Genomic DNA, 22,028 nt, shown 5'->3' on the forward strand with positions numbered 1-22,028 from the left:
AATCTATTTGTGACAGATGAGGCAGGAGCTATTGCCTTCGTCCTCCCCGTATACATCGTCGATGTCTTCGGGAAAGTTTTTCACTGGGCGTAGGGGGTTGACAGGTATATTTTTACGAAGGCGCGCACGGCGGATCTCATATTCGGCTTTTATCTCAGTAACACGCGCAGGCTTCTCTAGATCCCAAAGCGACTCACCCTTAGTCCAAGTGAAAGGTGAACCATGCTCCAGTGCATCTTTCTCTAATGCCTTGGCCTTTTCGTAGTCCTCGGGATGTCGTTCTTTGAGGCGTACCCATTCGATCTTCTGTTGGAAGAAACAGAATGTGCAGCCACTACGAGAGCGCCATTCGTAGTACTTTGGATAACCCAATCCAGAGGACTCGAGAATATCGACGACACTAGCTTTGTCGACGCCCGCCTCACGGAAGGGGAATTTCACAAGCATGTTTTCGGCTTTTGCTGAGTACCCTTCGCGGTACTCCTCATCAGCCCGAATCGCTACATAGGAGAAAACTTTATCTCCCGCTGCCAGCCATGGTTTGACCCACTGTTCGAATGGCGCCAGTTTGAGTTGACGCGTACACCAGCGAGTCTGGGCGCTGGGGAGGAAATGGTTGTATTCACGCAGCCAAAAGCGGAAGTCCCGACGGGGATTAAGTCGCTCGATGGGCTTGCCTAAATAGCCTTCGAGTCGTCCCAAGAACTCGTAGACCTCGGGAAGCTCCTCGCCGGTATCCGTAAAGAAGTAGTCGATATTCAGCTCGGGATGGTGGTCACGCATCCACACTGCCAAAGCTGCGCTATCTTTTCCTCCGGATAAACCCAGTACGTGTCGTTCAGTCATGCATCTTTTCCTTTTCGATAACCAAGTTCATTCCGACTTTGGCCAAGATGGCAAGTAAGATGTCAGTATCAAGACCTTGATCCTCCAGCATTTTGGCTATTTCACTGGCCTTTTCTTCTACTGTTTTACGATGACGGTCTGAAATCGAAAAGGATCTAGAAATCGTCGTTGTGTCCGCTCCTACGCCAATGACAACTGCGATTGCTTCGCTTTGTGCTGGACGATCTTTTACGGCTACGAAGGCCTCAGCCTCGCGGAAACGTCTTGCGAATTGGACCAGTTCGAGCACCGCAGCATCGATATGGCGGTCCACCCAGTCGCGTGGTGGTTTATCAGCGGCTAGGCTCAGAATTCCTTCCAAAACGGAGCGACTGCCATCATAAGCCGTAAGTCTTGTCGAAAATGCATCGAGCCTGAAGTTGCCTGAAACGCCCGCTACAGCCCGCGCTCTTTCACGGAGTGATTCCAAGTTGTCGAGAGGCGCATCAAGCGCTTCAAGCATCTTGGCTTCTATTCCGGAGAGCATCATTGCGTAAGCTGTTGCGATTTCTTTCAGGGGCGCGCGCAGAGCATTCACGTACGCTTTGCCATCGGCTACTTCCAGCAGCGTTGGTAAGTCGACGAACAGTACTTTGTGCGGGTCGCTGGCCTTTAGCAGCATGTCACGAATTGCTTTGGCAGTTTCCCCCAGCCGCTGTGTACGCCGAGACCACTCCGGCAAATTAAAAATCAACGCCACAAGGCCGCGCGCCGCCTCTAGAGGATCAGCAGCTCCTCCTATTTCCCCAGCTTCCTCAAGGAGATGAGAGATGCCATCTAGAATTAGGCTTTTATCCTCATCAATCGCGATCCAGCGGAGCGTAAAGCGGGTCGGATCTTGGAGGCACTCGTCGATATCAGCATCACTGAGTCGAGAGATGAACATGCCTTCCTTGTATACGGCGATGTTTGCTTTGTGCACCAACAAGAATGTTGTCAGAAAAACTGGCAGTATGCCCCGCTTCATGCCGTACGGCGGCATGCTCCAATGGTCATAGATGGTGCTCACGCTAACGCGGGCGCTGGTATCGGCAAAGAGTTGCTGAGTGAACGCCCAGATCTCGGAAAAGCCTTTGGGTGAGGCTTCGCATGGTTCGCAGACGCGCCAAGCCTCTCCCTCTTTACGGTATAGATGTGATGCCACGAGCAGCGTTTCGAAAAGTCCGCGCTCGGCAGGGAAACCTTCAATACCTAACCGCTCTTGGCCTTCGGCGTTGATCATTGCGTGTAACAGATCACGGCGGGCTTTAACGCTATTGCTCGACACACTATCGCGATTAACTAGCTCGCTCCACACTCGAGGACAATGCTCATAGAGGTCGTCGGCGAGGTCTGAAGCAATAGGTGATAGCTTTGCACCAGGCTCAATAACCTGGCCGCTACCATCATGCCATTTGCACAGTGAGGCAGCAGCTTGAAGTTGGTCCTCAAGGTCGGAGCGAGTAGCGGCCAAGCGGGCGAATACTTCGCGGCGGGCGACAGCGTCTCCTCCGAGCTCGTGGCGTTCCTTTACCTGCTCTAATGCAACCAATTCGGTCGACAGTTCCGCGATCCTGGCATGATTATCCGGGATGCCTACTAGCACCGGCCAAGGTTCTTCGTAAGCACAGGCCTGAGCTCGCTTTCGAGCCTCACGAAGAGGCATGTCTCGGCTGGGAAGCGCAAGGATGAACTGGCCGAACTCTCCCCGCTGGGGTTTGTAAGTACTCGAGATCTTTTCCGCTTGCTCGATGCTTCGCAGAGAAATTTCCATCCAGCGCATTGAGCCCGTTTCGTGGTAGTGCCGCTTGGCGACCACTGGGTGCATTCCCATAAGGTGGGATAATTTGGCATAGTCAATACCAGGAGATGACGCTACAGCTTGGGCAATAGCTGCATCGATATCGAAGTCGCTACCTTCGAAAACTGACCAAGCTCCGGTATAGCTCTTGAACAGAGCCACTTTGAGCGAGGCCAGTTTCTTTAGTGCGGCCTCGATCTGATCCTGTGGCACGCTGTGAAAAAGGGTCGACAAGACTGGTAAGTCGGCGGCAAGTCCTGAACCAGTGCGGAAAAGGTCGATGACGGCGATGTTCTTAATCAGAGACACCTGCAGCAAGTCACCAGATTTGGCCTCAGCGCGCTCCACAGCTTCGACAGCTTGGGACCAGCGGTGCCCATCCGCAGAAGCTAGGATGGCAGGCTCTAGGTTCGCACGCAGATATTCCCAATAGTCGCTTGGGCGATACCAATTCGATTGGTTCGCCGGAGTCGATTGTAGGTAGGCGCGAAAACCATAAGGCTCGACTGAAGATAAGAAGCCAAAGGTACTCCGCTCATTTTGACCGAACTGCCGCTTCGATATTGGACCCAACAATGCAGCCATGGTTGGATGCAGCGGCCAGCAGCGTTCCAAAGCAACAGCGAAATCGTTGCCGACGGCAGGCCGACGTGATCTGACGGCATCGGCAATAGAATCAGAGGCCCCCCGTACCCACTCGGGTCGCCGCTTTGCATCAATTGCACGGCCGATAAGCTCGACAACCTCGTCGCTTGCCGCCACCAAAGGGAGGTCAAGGTAACGGCCTTGAACCTTGTTCCAGTCGTCACGTGTGTCGATACCAAGACGGTTGGCGTACTGTGCGAAAGATTGATGCAGCACTCCAATCACAACCAGTCTGCCTTCAGCGCGGGCAGATGCCTCTGCGAGCTCCTGGAAGAAGTAGACATCGTCGCCCACGCCTAAGGCCGAAGCTTCAAGGAACTTGCCCATCTCATCAATGAGCACCAAGACACCATCGTTCGGGCGGTCTTTTGCTTCGGCGATCAGTTCATTGATGACGCCCTGTGCATTGGGTTTGTTGCGACCTTCAAAACCCTTGTCCTTTGTCTTGCGAAGGGCTAAGTCCAATTCCTTGACGACACTACCTCGCCGGCCAACCACTGGGATTACGAGCCACCCATCTTGAACTGGGAAAGCACTGTCAAAGTTTGGCTTCGAGTCCAAATTTAGTGTGGATCGGGCTTTTGTGCGAAGGCTCTTATCAGTATGGAGGACGCTCGCCAATGCTACGGCCAGAGATGATTTTCCGCCGCCAAAGGGGCCTGTCCAAGTGAAGCTGCGCTGATTGGTTGCGGCAAGCTGCCTACTCATGCCCTCTACCACACTCGCTGCGGTCGAATGGAAGATATACCCGTCGAGTGCGTCGGATCGGCCAATGTCCGCATCAATACGGATTGATCGTTGGTACTGGTGGGAAATCTGGACGATGTCGGCGAGCACTGCCTCTCCTACCTCAGTCATATGCGCGCCTAACCATTTCTTGTCGATCGTCATCAGAGAGGTTTTTTTTGTGGACTTGGCGAAGGCCAGCGGAGTCGGACCACGCTAACTTGCCTCCGGTCAGATCTGCCAAAGAGATCAAACGCTGGGCTATCGACTCTTCGTCGAGCTTAAAGACTCGACCTGGAGAGCCTTCTGCATATGCGATGGTCTCAAAAGCTAGCGAACTTTGGCTGTCTGCAGTTCTGCGCCAAAAATCCATGAGGGCATAAGTGAAGACGCCATCATGAAGTGCGGCCTTGGGACCGCGTCGGAATGCATATTGCCCCTTGTGTACTTCTTGCAGCAGCCCTAACTCCCCGAGTAAAGGCTCGGCAAAATCCTCTGGAGAACCGTTTGCTGCCCGCGGCGCGTAGCTACGTAGACAGGTCTCCAAATCACGCGAAATAGTTGCTATAGAAACGCGGTGTTTGGGATCTAGGCTTCGGGCATACAGGGCCAAAGGCTCTTCGAGTTCTTGGCGTGTAAAGGTTGGAGCTGTCACATGATTGAAGAGCCAATACCATGTGGTCGAGCGGTGGTGCCGCCCGGCGAGGCGCCAATGTACGAGCCATGCTGTAGAAGGGTTCTCCGCATAGGGGTCAAGACCTCCATTTTGCAGTATCTCCATTGCCAGGCTTTTTACGCGGAACGCATCGCCTTCTTCGGCCATGATCCCGCATGACAATGCCCAATGCCGAATCGATGAAACCATGTTTTTACCAACACCGAAAGCTGCAATTGCAGACTCATCGGTGAAGGTTGATTTGGTAATCAGTCCGTCATTGCTTGCCTGATCGAACGCTTTCTTAAGCCACATTTGGCGAAGAGGAAACGTTTCATGTCCGGAGAGGTGAACGGATGCTATTCGGTTAGATTTGGTGTTTGTATTCTTCATAATTTCAAGCTTACCGCGAACTGGTGGATTACTCCAGTTCAAGACTCTACAAGTTTTTGCTGTATATGTATACAGTTCTTGGCATTCATCCGCAATCGATCCTGAGCTCTCGGTGAGGTACGAGATCGGCTGAACGCGTCGCAAGCGCACTACAAGTCCCGTGTCTGGAAGGGTTGCTGAGGCAAGGTACTTCCGTTAATCCAATATAGTGCCCGAAAAAAAGCCCGAAGATTCGGGCTTGTTCGTGGTTTCAGGTTGACGACTGGGTGAGAAGAGGTTGAGAGGCTGTTCAGCCCTCAGCGAAATACACAGGTACGAATTGCCGTTCATTGCATCCATCCGATGAAGTCTCAGTTCGAGCCAATTACGCCCCGAGCGGTCACCGTTGGGCAGAAAACGATAGATGCCGAAGTCGATCTGGAGTTGTTAATGCTGATGCAGAATTGATCCATCTGCCGACTTGGCAATGCCCCATGAGTGTTTAGTCCCAAGTCAGACCTGCTAACGCTTTACGAAGTGGAAGCTTGGGTCAGCGAAATTTCGGCAGATGGATCAATTCTGCATCAGCCATGTCATTCCGGGCGGAGAGTCTCCTCTAGATAGCGGCATTTAAGTAAGCGTTATAAAAGATATTAATAGGTAGCTGAGGCAAAGTTGGCAGCTACCTTGATAAGTAATTTTTAAAAGAGCTGTGGGCGAAAATATTTTCTTGAAAAATCAAATATCGATTCTCAAGATTTTAAAAGTCATCCCAAGGGGTATACTCATAATTCTCATCTATTTTTTTAAAGGATAGGCCTGCTAAACCTTGTTCTATATATTTGTCTAGAAATTCATTAGAGCAAACTACTTCATGTATCTCTTCGAAGTAAAATAAATCTGATTTTATGTTTTTCAGCACTACCAGTTTCTCAATGCGCTCGTATACCGGGGCATTAGACATTGAGGCGTCAATCTTAGGGTTAGTGTCAAGGGTGAATGTCGACATATCTAAATCCATTGCATTTATTCTGTCGGAAGCAATAAAAAAGAAGTATTCTTTCTCACTGGCTTTGCCTTGAATATTAAGTTCAATGGGTCGACTAATATAAGAGCACCTAAGATGATCACAAATTTCCAATAATTTTTTAGACGCTAAGAAATGATCAGGCAGCCAGTCTGCATTAATTTTCGGAGTGTCAGCAATTGCACGATAATGAGAAGTAAGTGAGCTCTCTACCGGATTTTCGCTTGGATAGTGAAACGTTGGAAGATCTGGTACCCACTCTAGATCAAAAAAATATGGCGCGCCCTCACCATTCGGCTCATAGCTGATTATATATAGATCTTTCATGATAATATTACCCTCATAGCAATCGGCCGGTTATAGCATCTATTTTAAACAGGCCATTCTCAAGGCCTTGCGAAGCCCAAGCCTGGATGTTTTTTACTCCAAGAGCCAAGTCAATATCAGTTAAGCTGCCTAGGTTGTTATTCAGCTTCACTAATTTGTTTTTCACTGCTTCTGTGTATTGGCCGTGATTTGACCAATGCCCTGGCATTCCCGTAGTCTGAGCAAGATTTTTGGAGCCAGGAAGAAAAATACCATTTGAGGCCCCATCAGGATTCCAGCCAATACCTTTCAGTCTACCGAACATGGTTTTGAACTGTGGGCTCTTTATCAATTCTTCCGGCAACAGGTGATGGTTTGCCATTCCATCACCTGGCTTTGCTCCCATATTATTACCCAGCTTGGTAGAGCACCAACCTAGAGGATCAATCCAATTGTTAGGGGAGAATGTATGCAAATATAAGTTCGTGCCTCCTGATAACCCAATCGGATCCTGCGTAATAAACCGTCCAATCTCCGGGTCATAATACCGAAACGTATTGTAGTGCAGCCCCGTCTCGACATCAAAATACTGCCCCTGAAACCTCAGGTTCTGCTCAACCTCGTTCACCACCAGCTTTTCAATAGAACCCCACGTCCGGTACTTGGCCTGCCAGACGATTTGCCCTTCGGCGTCGGTCATTTCCAGCGGTGTGCCGATCTGGTCGGTGTGGAAGTAGTAGACCTTGTTCTCTGCCTCCCCTTCTTTCTGATCAACACGGGCCAGCGGCGCATAGCTGCCGGGCTCGTAGAGGTACAGGCTGCTCTGTCCAGGACTCTCTTCACGCAGCATCCGCAGGCCTTGCCAGAGGAAGCGTTTATGGTCGGTCTGGCCTTTGATCTCTGACTGCTTGGCGACACGTCGGCCGAGGCTGTCGTATTGGTAGCTGCTGGTGCTTTCCACCTGAGTGTTGGCCATGGTCTCGGTTCTGACCAGGCGGTTTTCGCAGTCGTAGGTGAAGGTTTGCCAGCGTACGATGCCGACGGTTTTCTCTATCAGGTTGCCCCAGGCGTCGTACTTGTACTCCTGATTCGCCCACTGTTTCAGGCGGTTGTCTTTGACGTGATCAAAGCGGCTGGTGTTGAAGTTGAGGCGGTTGGCGGCGGCGTCGTAGCGGAACGCTTCGCCTTCGTAGCGTTTTTCGGGGTTACGCTCGAGCAGCTGGCCGTTGGCTTCGTATTCGTATTGAGTTTCGCCGCGCAGTTTGTCGAGGGTGCGGCTCAGTTCGCCGGCCGGGTCGTATTCGTAGCGGCGGTGGATCGGGTTGTAGGCGTGTTCGACGTAGCGCTCTGGCTTTATGAGCGGGTTCTGGATCTGCGAGAGTTTTTCAGCCGGCAGGGTTGTGGCGTACTGCCAGGCCTTGCGGCCCATGCTGTCGTAACCGAAGCAACTGGTCAGTGTGCCTTGGGTGCGATAGATCTCGCGATGCAGGTCATCGCGTTCCATGTCGCTGATCAGTTGGCCATCGAGGTTCAACTGGTGCAGGTGACCACTGCCGTAATACAGATGGTTCAGGTGCTGACCGGTCGGAAGGGTCAGCGTGGTCAGGTTACTGAGCGGATCGTACTCGTAGGTCAGCGCGCCTTGCGGGGTGGTCTCTTTGATGAGGCGGCCCAGCATGTCGTAGGCGAAGTCGATCTTTTCAGCGGCGACGCCGAGTTTTCTGCCGGTATCGGTCGGCTTGCGCTCAATCGACAGCAACCGGTCGCCGTCGTCGTATACGTAGTCCTGACGCGCGTCGTCGTTGAGCCTGGCCAGCAAACGGCCAATCGGGTCGCGCTCGAGGTGAGTACTACGGCGCGGCTGTTCGCCTTTCTCGCCGTAGCCGATTTCCTCGACCTGTGTCAGGTGCCCGCCGAGGTTGTAGCTGAAACGGCGGGTGAGGTTGTCGATGCGCTTTTCTTCGATCAGCCGGTCTGCGTTGTCGTAGGCAAAGCGGTAGGTCGCATCGTTTTCGTTGGTCAGGGCGACGAGGCGAATGGCCTTGTCGTACTCGTAGGTGATGGTCTGCCCTTTGGCATCCTGCCGCCATTTGGGCAAGCCACGGCCGTTGCGCAGCAGTTGGGTGGTCTGGCCCTTGCCGTCGGTGTGGGTCAGCACCTGGCCCAATTCGTTGTAGGTAAAGGTTTCGCTAGTGCCATCCGGATGATTGATGCGCAGCACTTCGCCGTCGGGTTTGCGCTCCAGCGTGGTGGTGTTGTTCAACGCATCGGTGACGGCGATCAGATGGTGGCGCTCGTCATAACGGTAAAAGGTGCTTTTGCCCGAACAGTCCTGAAACCGCTGGACCTGCGCCAGTGTGTTCCACCACAGGTGTTTGGACTTGAGCGTCGGGTCGACGATGGTGTGGGGCAGGCCGTCGTCGCCGTTGAGGTATTCGGTCTTGTGGCCCAGTGCGTCGATTTCGGCGACGAGGTTGCCTTTGGAATCGTAGCGGGCCTTCCAGATGCTGCCGTCGGGGTAATCGACCTGGGTGATCAGCGTGGTCAGGTGGTGATACTGGTAACGAATGCTGCGCCCCAGCGGGTCGGTTTCCTTGAGCAGCCGGGCGAACTCGTCGTACTCGAAGGACAATTTATTGCCGTCGGGCAGGGTCAGGCCGGTCATGTTGCCGGTGTCGTCCAGCTCGATGGCGTAGTGATCACCGCCGTAGTCGCGGCTTGAGGTAACGCGGTGGTCCTTGTTGTAGTGAATCTCCAGCTCGCGTCCCAGTACATCGGTGACCCACGTGGTGCGCGCCTCGCGGTCGTAGCGGAAGTGGAAATGCTCGCCATCGCTGGTCTGGTGTTCGACGACTCGCGGCTGGCCGTCGATGGTTTCCCAACGGTACTCGCAGGTCAGGCCCAGTGCGTTGCTGTGGCGGGTCATCACGCCGTCGGTGTAGCTGAAACGACGCACTGAATCGCCGTTGCGATTGAATACTTCGGCCAGTTGACCGTTGTTGTCATAGTGGTACTGCACCAGCGTTTCGACAGCTTCGTTGTCGACGATGCGTTTCACCGAATTCAGGCGTGTCGTCACCTCGTCGTAGTGCAGGTGAACGCGCATGCCACCCGTGGCACTGATGTCGGTCAGCGTGCCTTGTTCAGTGCGGGTGAAATGCAGGAAGTGGCCGAGTGCGTTTTCAATACGATCCAGAGGGACCGGCTTGTTATCGCCGGGCACTTCGCCGAAGTAGAAGAAGATGTTATCCAGCGTCTGCAACAGGTAATGACCACCCTGGGTGCAAACCAGATAGACCTGCTCGTGGGGATTGTAAATGCGCTGGCCCGGCGCTATGTCCACGAACGGGACGGTACGGCCCTGATTGTCGGTGAGGTAGACGAAACTGCCGCGCTTGCGCAGGCTTTGCTCCCACGGCAGCACCCAGCCTTTGCCAAGCACGCTGTCCACATCCAAATTACTGGCGTAGAAGCGCGACCACTCGATGGGCATCAAGCCAGGCAGGCTGAAGTCAATTTCATCGGGGATCAGCTTGCGGCCAGTAGTCGTGTCGACCGGGTTGCCGCTCAGGCCGCCGATGGCTCTGCGCGCCACCGGCTCGACCACATAGCGGCTGGCAACTTCGCCGGCCACGAAACCTGCTGTGAATTTAAGTGCGCAGGGCAACACTGCTTTCATGCCCGCCTGTGCCCCTGCCTTAAGCAGTTGGGCAATACCACCTGCTGCTCCGGCCACCGCCATCAGCACATCGACGGTGGTACGCAGCCAGCCCGGAATTTCATCGTCTACTGGTAGATAGCGATACCTGCCGCCGCCGATGAATACGTTGTCGGAACCACCGGAGATAGTGGCGCCGCAGGTCAGTTTGTCGCCTTTGCGCGCCGCCGCCACACTGTTGATGAATACGTTGGTCGAGCCCTCGGCAATTTTGACCGGCCCCGGATGCTTTTCGCAGGCCCCGATGCTTTTCTCAACGTGCGCCGCCTTGCGGTTGTTGATGTAGACATTGGGCGATGCCGTGATGATAGTGCCGGAGGGGGAGGAGAACATACTCCCTATTGCCTCTCCTGCGGCGGTGAGCAGGCTACCTCCGACGCCTGCAGCAAGCCCTGCCAGAAGAGCCACGCCAAAACCGCACGTGAACGTAGCGATCGCTACGGTCGCAATGAGCGCAATACCGAGTACAGCCCCGATCAGGAAGCCTCCCAGGGCGCCGGTATGCGATATTTCGTCACCAAACCGCGCGGCCTCGAACATAAGCGTTACTCCTGTTCGCGGGTGTCGGTTGGAGGAGCTTCAGACAGGCGAGGCTGGAAGCTGGCCAACAAGCTATCCCAACCTTGCGTCTGCTCGACACTGAAATCCGTTTGGGCTGTGGTCGAGAACACAATTGCGCGCTCCGGCTCGATTAAAAATGCCGCCTGACGCTGATAGTAAGGCCGCCCTTCGGTCATGTAGTACGCGTCAATCTGGATGCCTTCTATGGGCGCCACGGTCGATAGCGAAACCGCTTTTCTGTTCAGGAGCGTATAACCGCGCAGCTTGGACGAAAGCATTTTGACCTGACGATCAACGTAAGTCTTGAGAAGCTCGGTGGACAGCAAGGTGTCTCTGGACACTGTAATGCTCAACGGGGCAGGGAGCGTCGATCCCAGCACAAACATGTTCACCGTGCGGTCCTGAAAACCTTCCGGCAGTGTGATACTGCCTTCGTGCAACTCGTAGTCCATGTGATAAAAATTCCTGAAATCAAAAAGGAAACAATCAGTGAGCGGCGAGACCACCCAGCATGCTGTCAAAGTCGGCTACCCATGGTCATATACATATCCTTGAATGCGTCTACGGCTGCTACTGCGGAGAAATGCTAGCAAAAGGTCGGAAGCTGATGCCTCAGCCAGTCTGCAGAATATTTCGTCTTGAAATATTTTTCTACGCTTGACGCCGATTCGAGACGTGTAATGTCTCCTAAACGCTCGTAGGAGCCTTACTACAGCAGTCCCGCTAAGCTTCTACCGAACCAGCGCTTCAGACCGTCCAGAAAGGCAAAATTGCCACTACCTATGCAGAAAGTAACACTTTCTCTAGGGATGCTCTGAAATAGCCGGATATTTTCCGGCTACCGAATCCTCGGCACGCTTCAAAAACGATGCATGCAGTAATTCGCTCAATCTGTTCGTTTTTCAGCTCTTTCGGCCGCTGCAAAGCCCTTTGCAGTAACCATTTCCTGCATTACACGCGCACCTCTCCTGCGTTCGCCAACAAATATTGGCGGGCTATCCACAGGTTTGACAGGGCGAACAACGTCACCATCTGCGCGGTGTTCTTTGCCAAGCCCCGAAAGCGCACTTTTTCATAGCCAAACTGGCGCTTGATTACCCGAAACGGATGCCCGACCTTGGCGCGAACCTGGGCCTTGGCCTTCTCGATTTTGCGGATCGCCTTGTACAAAGCGCTGCGTTTTCCGTGCTTTTTGTAAGTGCTGCGGCGAGCAGCAATTTGCCAAATGACCGTGCGGCCAGCATGTTGTTCGCGCTTCTCGACCCCGGTGTAACCTGCGGCGGCGCAGACTACGTTTTCCTTGCCGTGCAGCAGTTTGGCAACCTGCGTGACGTCTGCCACATTGGCCTCTGTGACTACCACGCTGTGCACCAGGCCTGACTCGTCGTCGGCGCCGATGTGAGCCTTGGCCTCGGCGAGCGCAGGCTTGTCGAACGACGCGATGCGTCGAGCAAGATTGTCGACAAATGCGTCGAGTTCATTATCGGGAAGGGCGCGGTTCTGGGCCGAAGCCGCAACCATGGCGACCAACCAATAACCGAACGTGCAAGGGCTACTGCCGGCCGAGACCTAGGCTTTATGCCTGGATATGGTGTCGCCATTTTGAATGGACACAAGCGGAGTTGGCCCGCGGACGCGTTGTGGCGCTTCCCCTCGACGAGCGGAAGTAATTGCGCTGAGACTTAGCTGAGTCATTGGAGTAGATGCGTACCGGGTTGGCCTCGCAAAAAATCAGCTGAACCGCCCCGGGTTTCTCGGAGACCCTTTTGTTTGAGTCATGCCACCTGGGCAGACTCGGTGAGTTGCTGATAATAGATTGCTTCTGCTTCGACCGGTGGAATATGACCGATTGGCTCCAGCAGGCGGCGGTGATTGAACCAGTCCACCCATTTCAGGGTTTCCAGCTCCACCGCCCCCCGTGTGGGCCAAGAGCGTCGATGAATCACTTCAGCCTTGTAAAGACCATTGATGGTCTCAGCCAAAGCATTGTCGTAAGAGTCACCGACACTCCCGACCGATGGCTCAATACCGGCTTCGACAAGACGCTCGGTATAGCGAATGGACACGTACTGCACGCCACGGTCACTGTGGTGAATGAGTCCACCCTGCTTGACTGGGCGACGGGCGTAAAGGGCTTGCTCCAGTGCATCGAGTACAAAATCGGTACGCGCTGAACTGGACACCTTCCAACCGACGATGAATCGGGCAAAGACATCAATGATGAAGGCCACGTAAACAAAACCCTGCCAGGTACTGACGTAGGTAAAGTCCGATACCCATAGGGCGTTCGGGCACTCAGCCACAAACTGACGGTTGACATGATCCTGCGGGCACGGCCTGGCTTGGTCGCTGACCGTCGTCTTGACGGGCTTGCCGCGTACCACGCCTTGCAGGCCCAGCTCTCCCATCAGACGTTGCACCGTACAGCGGGCGACTTGCAGTCCGTCACGCAGCAATTGTCGCCAGACCTTGCGCACGCCATATACCTGGAAGTGCTCATCCCAGACTCGCTGGATGTGCTCACCCAGTTCCTGGTCACGCTGCGCACGCGCTGACTGCTGGCTGGGGTCAGCCTGCTGAGCAGCGTACCGGTAGTACGTCGACGGGGCGATTGGCAACACCTTGCAAATCGGCTCGACCCCGTAAGACTGGCGGTTTTCATCAATAAACGTCTTCATCGTTTGAATGGGCGGTCGAGCTCCGCCTGGGCAAAATAGGCTGAGGCCTTACGCAAGATCTCGTTAGCTTGACGCAACTGACGGTTCTCACGCTCCAAGAGCTTGACTCGCTCACGTTCGACTGTGCTCAGCCCATCACGCTGGCCGCTGTTGCGCTCAGATTGGCGAACCCACAGCCGTAATGTCTCGGGCGTGCAGCCGATCTTGGGGGCAATGGCACTGATGGTGGCCCACTGCGACTCGTACTCAGGAAGGTGTTCGAAAACCATCCTGATGGCCCGCTCACGGACCTCTGGGGAATACTTCGGTAGTTTTTTCATCGCTCCATCCTCTCAAAGGTTGGAGTCTCCGAGAAACCCGGGGCGGTTCAAGCTAAATAGGGGGGTAGTATTTTTCATGGTATCAGAAAGACCAAAACATCGATAACCGCTCTAGATAGGGATATAAATCTACCATTTATAATAGAGTGGGATGATGGTTGGTTTGTGTTGACTGGTCAGACGCCAAGCTGAGTGCGTCATAGACTGTCAACGCCGGCCGAAAAGTGACCCACCTATGTTTTAAATCGCCGACTAAAATTGACCCCCTTGGCGTATGTTATCGAGCCGGTACGGCCCGCGAAATTGGGCTTCAAGCCGATCATATCGAACAGAACCATCAGCATTGATCACGAAATTGAAAATCGATTGGACAGCGTTGCTTCGTCCATCAAAAAGGCCACCCGAAGGTGGCCGTGGTCAAGCGTTGATGAGTTGTCTGGCGAGCGCCATTTCTACTGAATCACCATCCTGGTTCAGTGAATCCAATCCAGACTCTGGAACATCTCCTGAAGTGCTCTGTGATACGGCGATCTTCTTGGCCATCAGTTGCAGACAGGCGATCTGAGAACTGCCGATGTAGCCGAAAAAGATCACCCTGACGTCCTGCTTCTGTCCGATCCGCCATGACCGCCTTGCCGCTTGTTGCACCGTGTAGACGTTGTAACCCGTCTGCATGAACGCAATGGTCGAAAAGTCGAGCAGATCCAGACCTGTTTTTACGAGCTCCGGGTTGGTGATTAGTACGTCGACACCTCGATCAACCTGGTCGAGGATCCAGTCCTCGCGCCTGGCGGTGTCCACCGATGCACGCAGCACTGCCACCTTCAGCCCCGATTGCTCGAGCACCCGCTTCATGCGGCTCGTGGTGTCTCTGGTACCCGTGTAAACCGAGTAGGCCAGAACCTTGCGGTTACGGGCTTTTTCAGCAAGACATAGGTCCAGAAGGGCCTGTTCCTTCGGCATGAGTGCGGATTCCACGACTATCCGGACACCCATTCCACCAACATCCGGACACTGATTCCATGCTGATCCGGACACTCATTCCACAAGCATCTGGACACCGATTCCACGGCCATCCGGACACTTTCAGGCAGGCAGCAACGCAGGACTATTCACTACTATCGACCTCTTTTTTCGAAGCGAAGAGGTCGTCGTGGAGCGTTTATCCATGCATAAAATCCGAGAGGTACTACGCCTAAAGTTCGACGCTGGCCTGTCCGTGCGCAAGATCGCCGCCAGCTTATCCATCGGCCATTCGAGTGCAGGGGATTACCTTTGCCGGTTCGCCGCCAGTGGGCTTCAGTGGCCCATCGATATTTCTGACGCGGAGTTGAATCGACGGCTGTTTCCACCGGCAGTGCCAGTGCCGACCGACCAGCGCCCAATGCCTGACTGGGCATGGGTACACGCGGAGTTGCGCCGCCCCGGCGTCACTTTGGCCTTGCTCTGGCAGGAATATCGACTCGCTCACCCGCAAGGCTTCCAATACAGCTGGTTCTGCGAGCACTACCGCCTTTGGACCGCCAAGGTCGACGTGGTCATGCGCCAGGAGCATCGTGCTGGCGAAAAGCTGTTCGTCGATTACGCCGGGCAAACAGCGCCGGTCATCGACCGACAAACCGGCGAGATCCGTCAGGCTCAGATCTTCGTCGCCGTTCTCGGCGCGTCCAGCTACACCTTTGCCGAGGCCACCTGGTCGCAGAAACTGCCCGACTGGCTGGGCTCGCACGTCCGATGCTTTGCTTTTTTCGGCGGCACAACGCAGATCCTGGTGCCCGATAATCTGCGCAGTGGCGTGACTAAAGCGCACCGTTACGAGCCGGATATCAACCCCAGCTACCGCGATCTGGCCGAGCATTACGGCGTCGCCGTCTTGCCTGCTCGCTCGCGCAAGCCCAAGGACAAAGCCAAGGTCGAAGTCGGCGTGCAAGTGGTCGAACGCTGGATCCTGGCGGTGCTGCGCAACCGCCAGTTCTTCTCGCTTGGCGAACTCAACACAGCCATCGCGCTACTGCTGGATCGCCTCAACCACAAGCCCTTCAAAAAGCTGCCCGGCTCACGCCGGTCAGCCTTCGAGGCCATCGACCAACCGGCCCTGGAAGGCCTGCCGGAACACCCGTACGTCTATGCCGAATGGAAAAAGGTACGCGTCCATATCGACTATCACGTTGAGGTCGATGGCCACTTTTACTCGGTGCCGTACCAGCTGGTGAAGCACCAAGTCGAAGTGCGGCTCACGGCCCAGACCGTCGAGTGCTTCCACGCCAACCAGCGCGTGGCCAGCCACCTTCGCTCGCAGCACAAAGGCCGCCACACCACCCAAACCGAGCACATGCCCAAGAGCCACCGCGAGCACGCCGAATGGACACCGCAACGGCTGATCCGCTGGGCAGAGCAGACCGGGCCTAACACCGCCGGCGTCATCACCTACATCCTCGAACGCCGAATCCATCCGCAACACGGCTTCCGCGCCTGCCTGGGCATCCTGCGCCTGAGCAAACAGCACGGCGAAGCGCGGCTGGAAGCCGCGTGCCAGCGTGCGCTGGCACTGGGCGCATGCAGCTACAAAAGCCTCGAGTCGATCCTGCGCCAAGGGCTGGAGCGCCTGCCGCTGGCCCAGCAAAACCTGCCGCTGCTGCCTGACGAGCACATCAACCTGCGTGGCCCGGGCTACTACCACTGACCTGAGAAAGGAGCTTCGAAATGCTACCGAATCCAACGCTCGACAAGCTACAAACCTTGCGCCTGCACGGCATGATCAAGTCGCTGGGCGAACAACACGCAACGCCTGATATCAATGATCTGAGCTTCGACGAACGCTTCGGTCTGATGGTCGATCGCGAGCTGACCGAGCGCGAAGACGCCCGCCTGACCACCCGCCTCAAAGCCGCGCGGTTGCGCCACAACGCCTGCCTGGAAGACATCGACTACCGCAGCCCGCGTGGCCTGGATAAGGCCTTGATCCTGCAACTGGGCAGCGGCCAATGGCTGCGCGATGGCCTGAACCTGATCATCGGCGGGCCGACGGGCGTAGGTAAAACCTGGCTTGCCTGCGCGCTGGCTCACAAAGCCTGCCGCGACGGTTACAGCGTGCGCTATCTGCGTCTGCCGCGCTTGATGGAAGAACTAGGCCTGGCCCACGGCGATGGCCGCTTCGCCAAATTGATGGCCGGCTACGCCAAGACTGACCTGCTGATCCTGGACGACTGGGGCCTGGCACCGTTTACCGCCGCGCAACGGCGCGACATGCTTGAGCTGCTGGACGACCGCTACGGCAACCGCTCGACGCTGGTGACCAGCCAAATGCCAGTGGACAAATGGCATGCGTTGATCGGCGATCCGACCTTGGGCGATGCGATCCTCGACCGGCTGGTGCATAACGCTTATCGAATTGAACTGAAGGGTGAATCGATGCGCAGGCGCGCAACGAAATTGACGGCGGCAGGGGCTTCAGACTAACAATGCAAACCTGCGTCGCTGCGCTCCGACTGCCTGTCCGGATAAGCGTGGAACGAGTGTCCGGATGTTGGTGGGCTGAGTGTCCGGATGACGTGGAATTCGCAGGCATGAGCTCATCGTCTTCGAAGACCGACGGCACAAAAGCCAACGTGTCTCTGGAACGGGGATGTTTCACCACCTCAGGTCGAAAGCAGCAGTCCGGCCATGCCAGTAGCACGTTCAACACCACCCCTAACAGTGTGGTGTCTCTGCGGGCCAGCGCCTGGCGAAGCTCGACGGTCAATGTCTGGGCAAGCTTACGGTGAGCCGCCTCCTGGTCTGGAGACATCGGTACGTCAATGAACTCCTCCCGGTAACCAGGTAGCACGTTGCCGCCGATATCCTTGAGTTTCAGGAACACCGTGAAGGGTAGAACGAAGCGGTGTATGCCTTTCGGGCCGAAGCCCGGAGCTTTGACCGTCCGCACTGAGAGTTTCTTGCCTTTGGCCGTCTTGTGAGAGCTGCCATCACGCTCGGTGTAGATGTCCTTCAATACCCCGTGATCCCGCATAAAAGACATCGCCGCCGGCGCCATGCTTCCTCGCGCGTTGGGCTGATAGCCGTCCTCGATCATACGTCTGGTGAGGATCCGGAACAGTAGGTAGAACAGATCGTCTGCATAGCCGCCCATGAGAGTGCCGGTCAGCAGCACAGTCTTTCGAGCTTTGGCTGCGAGCACGCCCATAGCCTGGCCTTGAGCAGATCCACTGTTTTTGTACTCGTGTCCCTCGTCCACGACCAGTAGGTCGAAGCACCCGTCAGGTAGGTAGCGTTTGATGAATTCGGTGGGTTGGTAACCCCCCTCGCCGAACCCGAACTCGATGTTGGCCATCGCACGCTCCATGCGCTTGGCCTGGCGGTCGCTGAAGATGAAATTGCCTTTGGCGTCCATCAGGTTGATGAACTCAGAGACATTGTCCAGAAGCATTGAGGCGAGAAAGTCTTCGCCGAAGTCAGATAAAAGCCGTTCTGCACGAACAGGTCCGATCGTAGGGATGCGGCACATCGACTTGAGGATCGTGTTGCGGCGGCTGCCGCCATCTGGTTTGCCCGGTCGCATCAGCGTCCATAAAGCGGCATCACAGTGATCGCAGCGTCGACGTCGCTCTTCGCGCTGAAATTCCTCAGCGGTGATCAGATTGCCTTCCTGGTCCTGGAGCAGACGCCCACAATCTGGACACGCTGCCAGGCTCCTTCCACCGCCGGCACGCCGTTGCCAAAAGGCCAGACGCCAGTGGAACCCCATCCGCATCCGCACGCGGCCGAGAATGAAAAACTCCTGACGCCCGTCGTAGGTATCGCCCAGTTGGTCGCGCAGCTTCAGCAGCTTGACCAGGGTATCCGGTCCATTGAGCACCCAGACACGAGCGTCAGGGATGGTTTCGAGGATCTCGCGCCGCCATTTGTAGACCAGATGCGGAGGCGCGATGACCATCGTCCGGCGATAACCAGCTCCATGCATGACTGCAGCGAGCGCAATGGCCATCATCGTTTTGCCTGTACCCATCTCGGCATTGATGATGCCAGCCTGCTCATTCTGATCCAGCAAAAGCGCGGCAATTGCCTGGACCACTTGAGCCTGCGCTGGGAAGGGCTGTCGTTTGAGACCGTCCATCACCCGCTGCCGAGCCGGATTGTCGATGCCGGCATAGACCGGCGGGTTTGAGCGGTTGAGAGATTCCAGAAGCTCATCGCCGAATTCTTCGATGAATTCAGTGAGTCCAATATATAAAGCATTGGCTTGGAAGTGGTTAACAGCCTCTGTCACAGTCAGGTCGTTCATGATGTTTCTCCACATAGGGCTGAAACAGGGCACGCACGACACCACGGAGGGTATTGGGCGTACCCTGCGGGTTGGTTGAGAGAATGTTTTGTGTAATGCGCTGTCAGTAGTCCGACGGCAACATGATGGTGGTCACGGAGCGATCGACCTCGGTGATGATCCAAAGTCTGGTTTCATCTCCAGCGTTGATGTCATACCCGGAAAACAATCGACCTTCAGCACTCAGTGCTTGCTGGTTGCTGTCCCAGTCGTCGTTCGAAATCTCGCCCCAATCGCCCGTCGCGTGACGCCGCAGGTACTGCATCACGTCGAGAGAGTTGTTTTCGAGCAGACTTTGAACGCTATGCGTGAGCATCACATGGCCCATTTCAAATGAAGGGTCCTGACTACATGCAACAGTGTTTGAGGTAGTTGCGTGTGCAGCTGGTGTTGTCGCATCCGAGCTGATGGTCAGTGCGCACCCGAGATAGGATGAGTCTGGCGTCATATCCCATGCCCGAATCCTGGGCACAAAACGATCAGTCAGTATCCGTGTCTCGAAAACGTTGCCGTCCTCGTCCTCGGTGAATTCGGTCTTGGGAACCTTATCCTTGTAGGTGTCGCCCTTGAGGACAAGGACGCGCCCGGACCGAGAGGTCACCACACCGGTTATGGCTCCAGCAGCGAGTGCCAATGCTAAGTGCCACCGTGAAAGTGCCTTCACGGGCGCGCGCGGTTGAGCGCCAGTCTGGCCAAAGTGCAGCGTGAAGTCAGGCCATAGGCCTTTCAGACGAAGAACCTCTTCACTGAATTGCTCTGGTTCAAGCGTGATTCGGTAGAAGTGTTCCAGATCATTGGCGATCGGCAGGACAGCGTATTGCTCCCATTGCCAGGTGGCCGGTAGCAGATCAGCAGCTTGCTCCCCGGATCCGATTGCCCGCAAATGCTCACGCATCGCAGCCACTTCCCGAGGCCTTGCCAGATCCTGACGGCGTACCCTGATCCCGAATATAACGACCTGTTTGAACGTCCGGTCTACCGCAGCGCATATCCGCAGCCCGGTAAAGTGATTGGTGAGCCAGCCGCACAGCTCGTCGTCCAGCACGTAGTGAGGAACGATAAATACCATCACCCCTCCGTACTGCAGCAACGGCAGTGATCGTTGGTAGAACGCTTTCTCCAGCCTCCGTCTGCCGCTACCCTGGTACTGTGACGCGCCAGAGTGGTCAGCGACCAGGTCACCGTAGGGAGGGTTGAGCCAAAGCAGTCCGAAGGACTGTCGAGAGATCATGGTGTCCATCAAGTCACCCTGCAGCACTCGGTCCAGCAACGTTTTCGAGTGATCAGCGCGCTCTTTGTCGTACTCAACCGCATACGCCTCGGTTCGGTCGCGCTCCAGACGGTGTGCGACTTCAGCCAACGCCACGCCTTCTCCCGAACACGGATCAAGTATCCGCATTCGTCCCGAGGAAGCTGGCACCAACGCCTGCAGAGTGCGTTCCAGCGTCAGTTCGTCAGTCGGGTAGTATCCATTGCGTGCAAAATTACGGGCAAGCCGTGAAAACATCAAAGCCATGGTTGGCTCCTTGGTAGGTTCGGCGCAGAGCTACGCTGTCACTTCAGTGGTCAGTTTTCCTTCGCGAATGAGTTCGCCCAGGGCTTTTTCGAGCACGTCCAGCTGCAGCGACAAACGCCAGGCTGTCACCGAGCCAATAGCTCCCGGTAGCGGGTGCAACATGTTGTGCGCAGTAAGGACTTCCATCACCGGCTCACGCCAATGTGGAAGGAGCTGAACCGCCCCGGGTTTCTCGGAGACTCCAACCTTTGAGAGGATGGAGCGATGAAAAAACTACCGAAGTATTCCCCAGAGGTCCGTGAGCGGGCCATCAGGATGGTTTTCGAACACCTTCCTGAGTACGAGTCGCAGTGGGCCACCATCAGTGCCATTGCCCCCAAGATCGGCTGCACGCCCGAGACATTACGGCTGTGGGTTCGCCAATCTGAGCGCAACAGCGGCCAGCGTGATGGGCTGAGCACAGTCGAACGTGAGCGAGTCAAGCTCTTGGAGCGTGAGAACCGTCAGTTGCGTCAAGCTAACGAGATCTTGCGTAAGGCCTCAGCCTATTTTGCCCAGGCGGAGCTCGACCGCCCATTCAAACGATGAAGACGTTTATTGATGAAAACCGCCAGTCTTACGGGGTCGAGCCGATTTGCAAGGTGTTGCCAATCGCCCCGTCGACGTACTACCGGTACGCTGCTCAGCAGGCTGACCCCAGCCAGCAGTCAGCGCGTGCGCAGCGTGACCAGGAACTGGGTGAGCACATCCAGCGAGTCTGGGATGAGCACTTCCAGGTATATGGCGTGCGCAAGGTCTGGCGACAATTGCTGCGTGACGGACTGCAAGTCGCCCGCTGTACGGTGCAACGTCTGATGGGAGAGCTGGGCCTGCAAGGCGTGGTACGCGGCAAGCCCGTCAAGACGACGGTCAGCGACCAAGCCAGGCCGTGCCCGCAGGATCATGTCAACCGTCAGTTTGTGGCTGAGTGCCCGAACGCCCTATGGGTATCGGACTTTACCTACGTCAGTACCTGGCAGGGTTTTGTTTACGTGGCCTTCATCATTGATGTCTTTGCCCGATTCATCGTCGGTTGGAAGGTGTCCAGTTCAGCGCGTACCGATTTTGTACTCGATGCACTGGAGCAAGCCCTTTACGCCCGTCGCCCAGTCAAGCAGGGTGGACTCATTCACCACAGTGACCGTGGCGTGCAGTACGTGTCCATTCGCTATACCGAGCGTCTTGTCGAAGCCGGTATTGAGCCATCGGTCGGGAGTGTCGGTGACTCTTACGACAATGCTTTGGCTGAGACCATCAATGGTCTTTACAAGGCTGAAGTGATTCATCGACGCTCTTGGCCCACACGGGGGGCGGTGGAGCTGGAAACCCTGAAATGGGTGGACTGGTTCAATCACCGCCGCCTGCTGGAGCCAATCGGTCATATTCCACCGGTCGAAGCAGAAGCAATCTATTATCAGCAACTCACCGAGTCTGCCCAGGTGGCATGACTCAAACAAAAGGGTCTCCGAGAAACCCGGGG

Annotated in this window: 11 protein-coding genes, 4 pseudogenes and 2 other annotated features; of the genes and pseudogenes, 3 read left to right on the forward strand and 12 right to left on the reverse strand. The window is 55.6% G+C overall.

Features of this window, described 5'->3' with window-relative positions:
• Positions 1-3: 3 nt before the first annotated feature.
• From AC4ANE_RS08660 to AC4ANE_RS08700, 9 genes and pseudogenes are all read right to left on the reverse strand, one after another.
• Positions 4-846 carry a phosphoadenosine phosphosulfate reductase domain-containing protein gene (locus tag AC4ANE_RS08660; protein ID WP_053486573.1) on the reverse strand — a complete coding sequence of 281 codons (843 nt, stop codon included), beginning with the start codon at positions 844-846 and terminating at the stop codon, positions 4-6.
• Entirely contained in the window at positions 839-4,201 is a 3,363-nt protein-coding gene (locus tag AC4ANE_RS08665; protein WP_235662945.1) for an ATP-binding protein, read from the reverse strand. The genes AC4ANE_RS08660 and AC4ANE_RS08665 overlap by 8 nt, the downstream gene beginning before the upstream one ends.
• Positions 4,161-5,084: a DUF4007 family protein gene (locus tag AC4ANE_RS08670; protein WP_081000179.1), complete on the reverse strand. Its 924-nt coding sequence runs from the start codon at positions 5,082-5,084 to the stop codon at positions 4,161-4,163. Before AC4ANE_RS08670 ends, AC4ANE_RS08665 begins: the two co-directional genes overlap by 41 nt.
• A gap of 739 nt (positions 5,085-5,823) precedes the next feature.
• On the reverse strand, positions 5,824-6,417 hold the full coding sequence (locus tag AC4ANE_RS08675; RefSeq protein WP_053486570.1) for a hypothetical protein: 594 nt from the start codon (positions 6,415-6,417) through the stop codon (positions 5,824-5,826).
• 13 nt (positions 6,418-6,430) lie between these two features.
• Complete coding sequence (locus AC4ANE_RS08680) at positions 6,431-10,654, reverse strand: RHS repeat-associated core domain-containing protein (protein WP_460408836.1); 4,224 nt, start codon at positions 10,652-10,654, stop codon at positions 6,431-6,433.
• A gap of 5 nt (positions 10,655-10,659) precedes the next feature.
• Positions 10,660-11,127, reverse strand: a complete 468-nt coding sequence (locus AC4ANE_RS08685) for a DcrB-related protein (RefSeq protein ID WP_122379490.1) — start codon at positions 11,125-11,127, stop codon at positions 10,660-10,662.
• 499 nt (positions 11,128-11,626) lie between these two features.
• Positions 11,627-12,082: pseudogene (locus AC4ANE_RS08690) on the reverse strand (transposase); the annotation flags it as partial.
• A gap of 368 nt (positions 12,083-12,450) precedes the next feature.
• A protein-coding gene (locus AC4ANE_RS08695) for an IS3-like element IS51 family transposase (protein WP_095178853.1) occupies positions 12,451-13,673 on the reverse strand; the annotation gives its coding sequence in 2 pieces (ribosomal slippage) (positions 12,451-13,388 and positions 13,388-13,673; 1,224 coding nt in all).
• Positions 13,279-13,395, reverse strand: a sequence feature (AL1L pseudoknot). It overlaps the preceding gene by 117 nt.
• 417 nt (positions 13,674-14,090) lie before the next feature.
• Positions 14,091-14,648: pseudogene (locus AC4ANE_RS08700) on the reverse strand (helicase-related protein); the annotation flags it as partial.
• A 193-nt stretch (positions 14,649-14,841) separates the two neighbouring features.
• Here AC4ANE_RS08700 and istA point away from each other — a divergent pair.
• Together istA and istB are read left to right on the forward strand one after the other, a co-directional pair.
• Positions 14,842-16,356, forward strand: coding sequence for an IS21 family transposase (gene istA / locus AC4ANE_RS08705; RefSeq protein ID WP_082301208.1), 1,515 nt, complete (start codon positions 14,842-14,844; stop codon positions 16,354-16,356).
• Positions 16,357-16,376: 20 nt separating this feature from the next.
• Positions 16,377-17,132 (forward strand): IS21-like element ISPsy14 family helper ATPase IstB, encoded by a 756-nt coding sequence (gene istB, locus AC4ANE_RS08710; RefSeq protein ID WP_002552598.1) that lies wholly within the window; start codon positions 16,377-16,379, stop codon positions 17,130-17,132.
• Positions 17,133-17,231: 99 nt separating this feature from the next.
• On the opposite strand, the pseudogene AC4ANE_RS08715 reads toward istB, so the two are convergent.
• From AC4ANE_RS08715 to AC4ANE_RS08725, 3 genes and pseudogenes are all read right to left on the reverse strand, one after another.
• Positions 17,232-18,954, reverse strand: a pseudogene (locus tag AC4ANE_RS08715) (SNF2-related protein); the annotation flags it as partial.
• A 103-nt stretch (positions 18,955-19,057) separates the two neighbouring features.
• A complete protein-coding gene (locus tag AC4ANE_RS08720; protein ID WP_460408838.1) occupies positions 19,058-20,509 on the reverse strand; it encodes a DUF6094 domain-containing protein in 1,452 nt (483 codons plus the stop codon).
• Between the two features lie 30 nt (positions 20,510-20,539).
• Positions 20,540-20,719 (reverse strand): annotated as a pseudogene (locus AC4ANE_RS08725) (hypothetical protein); the annotation flags it as partial.
• A gap of 54 nt (positions 20,720-20,773) precedes the next feature.
• Between AC4ANE_RS08725 and AC4ANE_RS08730 the strand changes: the two are divergent.
• Positions 20,774-21,996 (forward strand): IS3-like element IS51 family transposase gene (locus tag AC4ANE_RS08730; RefSeq protein WP_095178853.1). Its coding sequence is split into 2 segments (ribosomal slippage): positions 20,774-21,059 and positions 21,059-21,996, totalling 1,224 coding nucleotides; the frame shifts between segments, so codons are not numbered across the junction.
• Positions 21,052-21,168 (forward strand) — a sequence feature (AL1L pseudoknot). (Overlaps the previous gene by 117 nt.)
• Positions 21,997-22,028: the final 32 nt, after the last annotated feature.

The organism is Pseudomonas sp. Pme6b (assembly GCF_058129925.1).

Bases quoted from the DNA above. Each gene is read 5' to 3' on its own strand.
- AC4ANE_RS08660 (WP_053486573.1), bottom strand. From the start codon at position 846: ATGACTGAACGACACGTACTGGGTTTATCCGGAGGAAAAGATAGCGCA.
- AC4ANE_RS08665 (WP_235662945.1), bottom strand. From the start codon at position 4,201: ATGACGATCGACAAGAAATGGTTAGGCGCGCATATGACTGAGGTAGGA.
- AC4ANE_RS08670 (WP_081000179.1), bottom strand. From the start codon at position 5,084: ATGAAGAATACAAACACCAAATCTAACCGAATAGCATCCGTTCACCTC.
- AC4ANE_RS08675 (WP_053486570.1), bottom strand. From the start codon at position 6,417: ATGAAAGATCTATATATAATCAGCTATGAGCCGAATGGTGAGGGCGCG.
- AC4ANE_RS08680 (WP_460408836.1), bottom strand. From the start codon at position 10,654: ATGTTCGAGGCCGCGCGGTTTGGTGACGAAATATCGCATACCGGCGCC.
- AC4ANE_RS08685 (WP_122379490.1), bottom strand. From the start codon at position 11,127: ATGGACTACGAGTTGCACGAAGGCAGTATCACACTGCCGGAAGGTTTT.
- istA (WP_082301208.1), top strand. From the start codon at position 14,842: ATGCATAAAATCCGAGAGGTACTACGCCTAAAGTTCGACGCTGGCCTG.
- istB (WP_002552598.1), top strand. From the start codon at position 16,377: ATGCTACCGAATCCAACGCTCGACAAGCTACAAACCTTGCGCCTGCAC.
- AC4ANE_RS08720 (WP_460408838.1), bottom strand. From the start codon at position 20,509: ATGGCTTTGATGTTTTCACGGCTTGCCCGTAATTTTGCACGCAATGGA.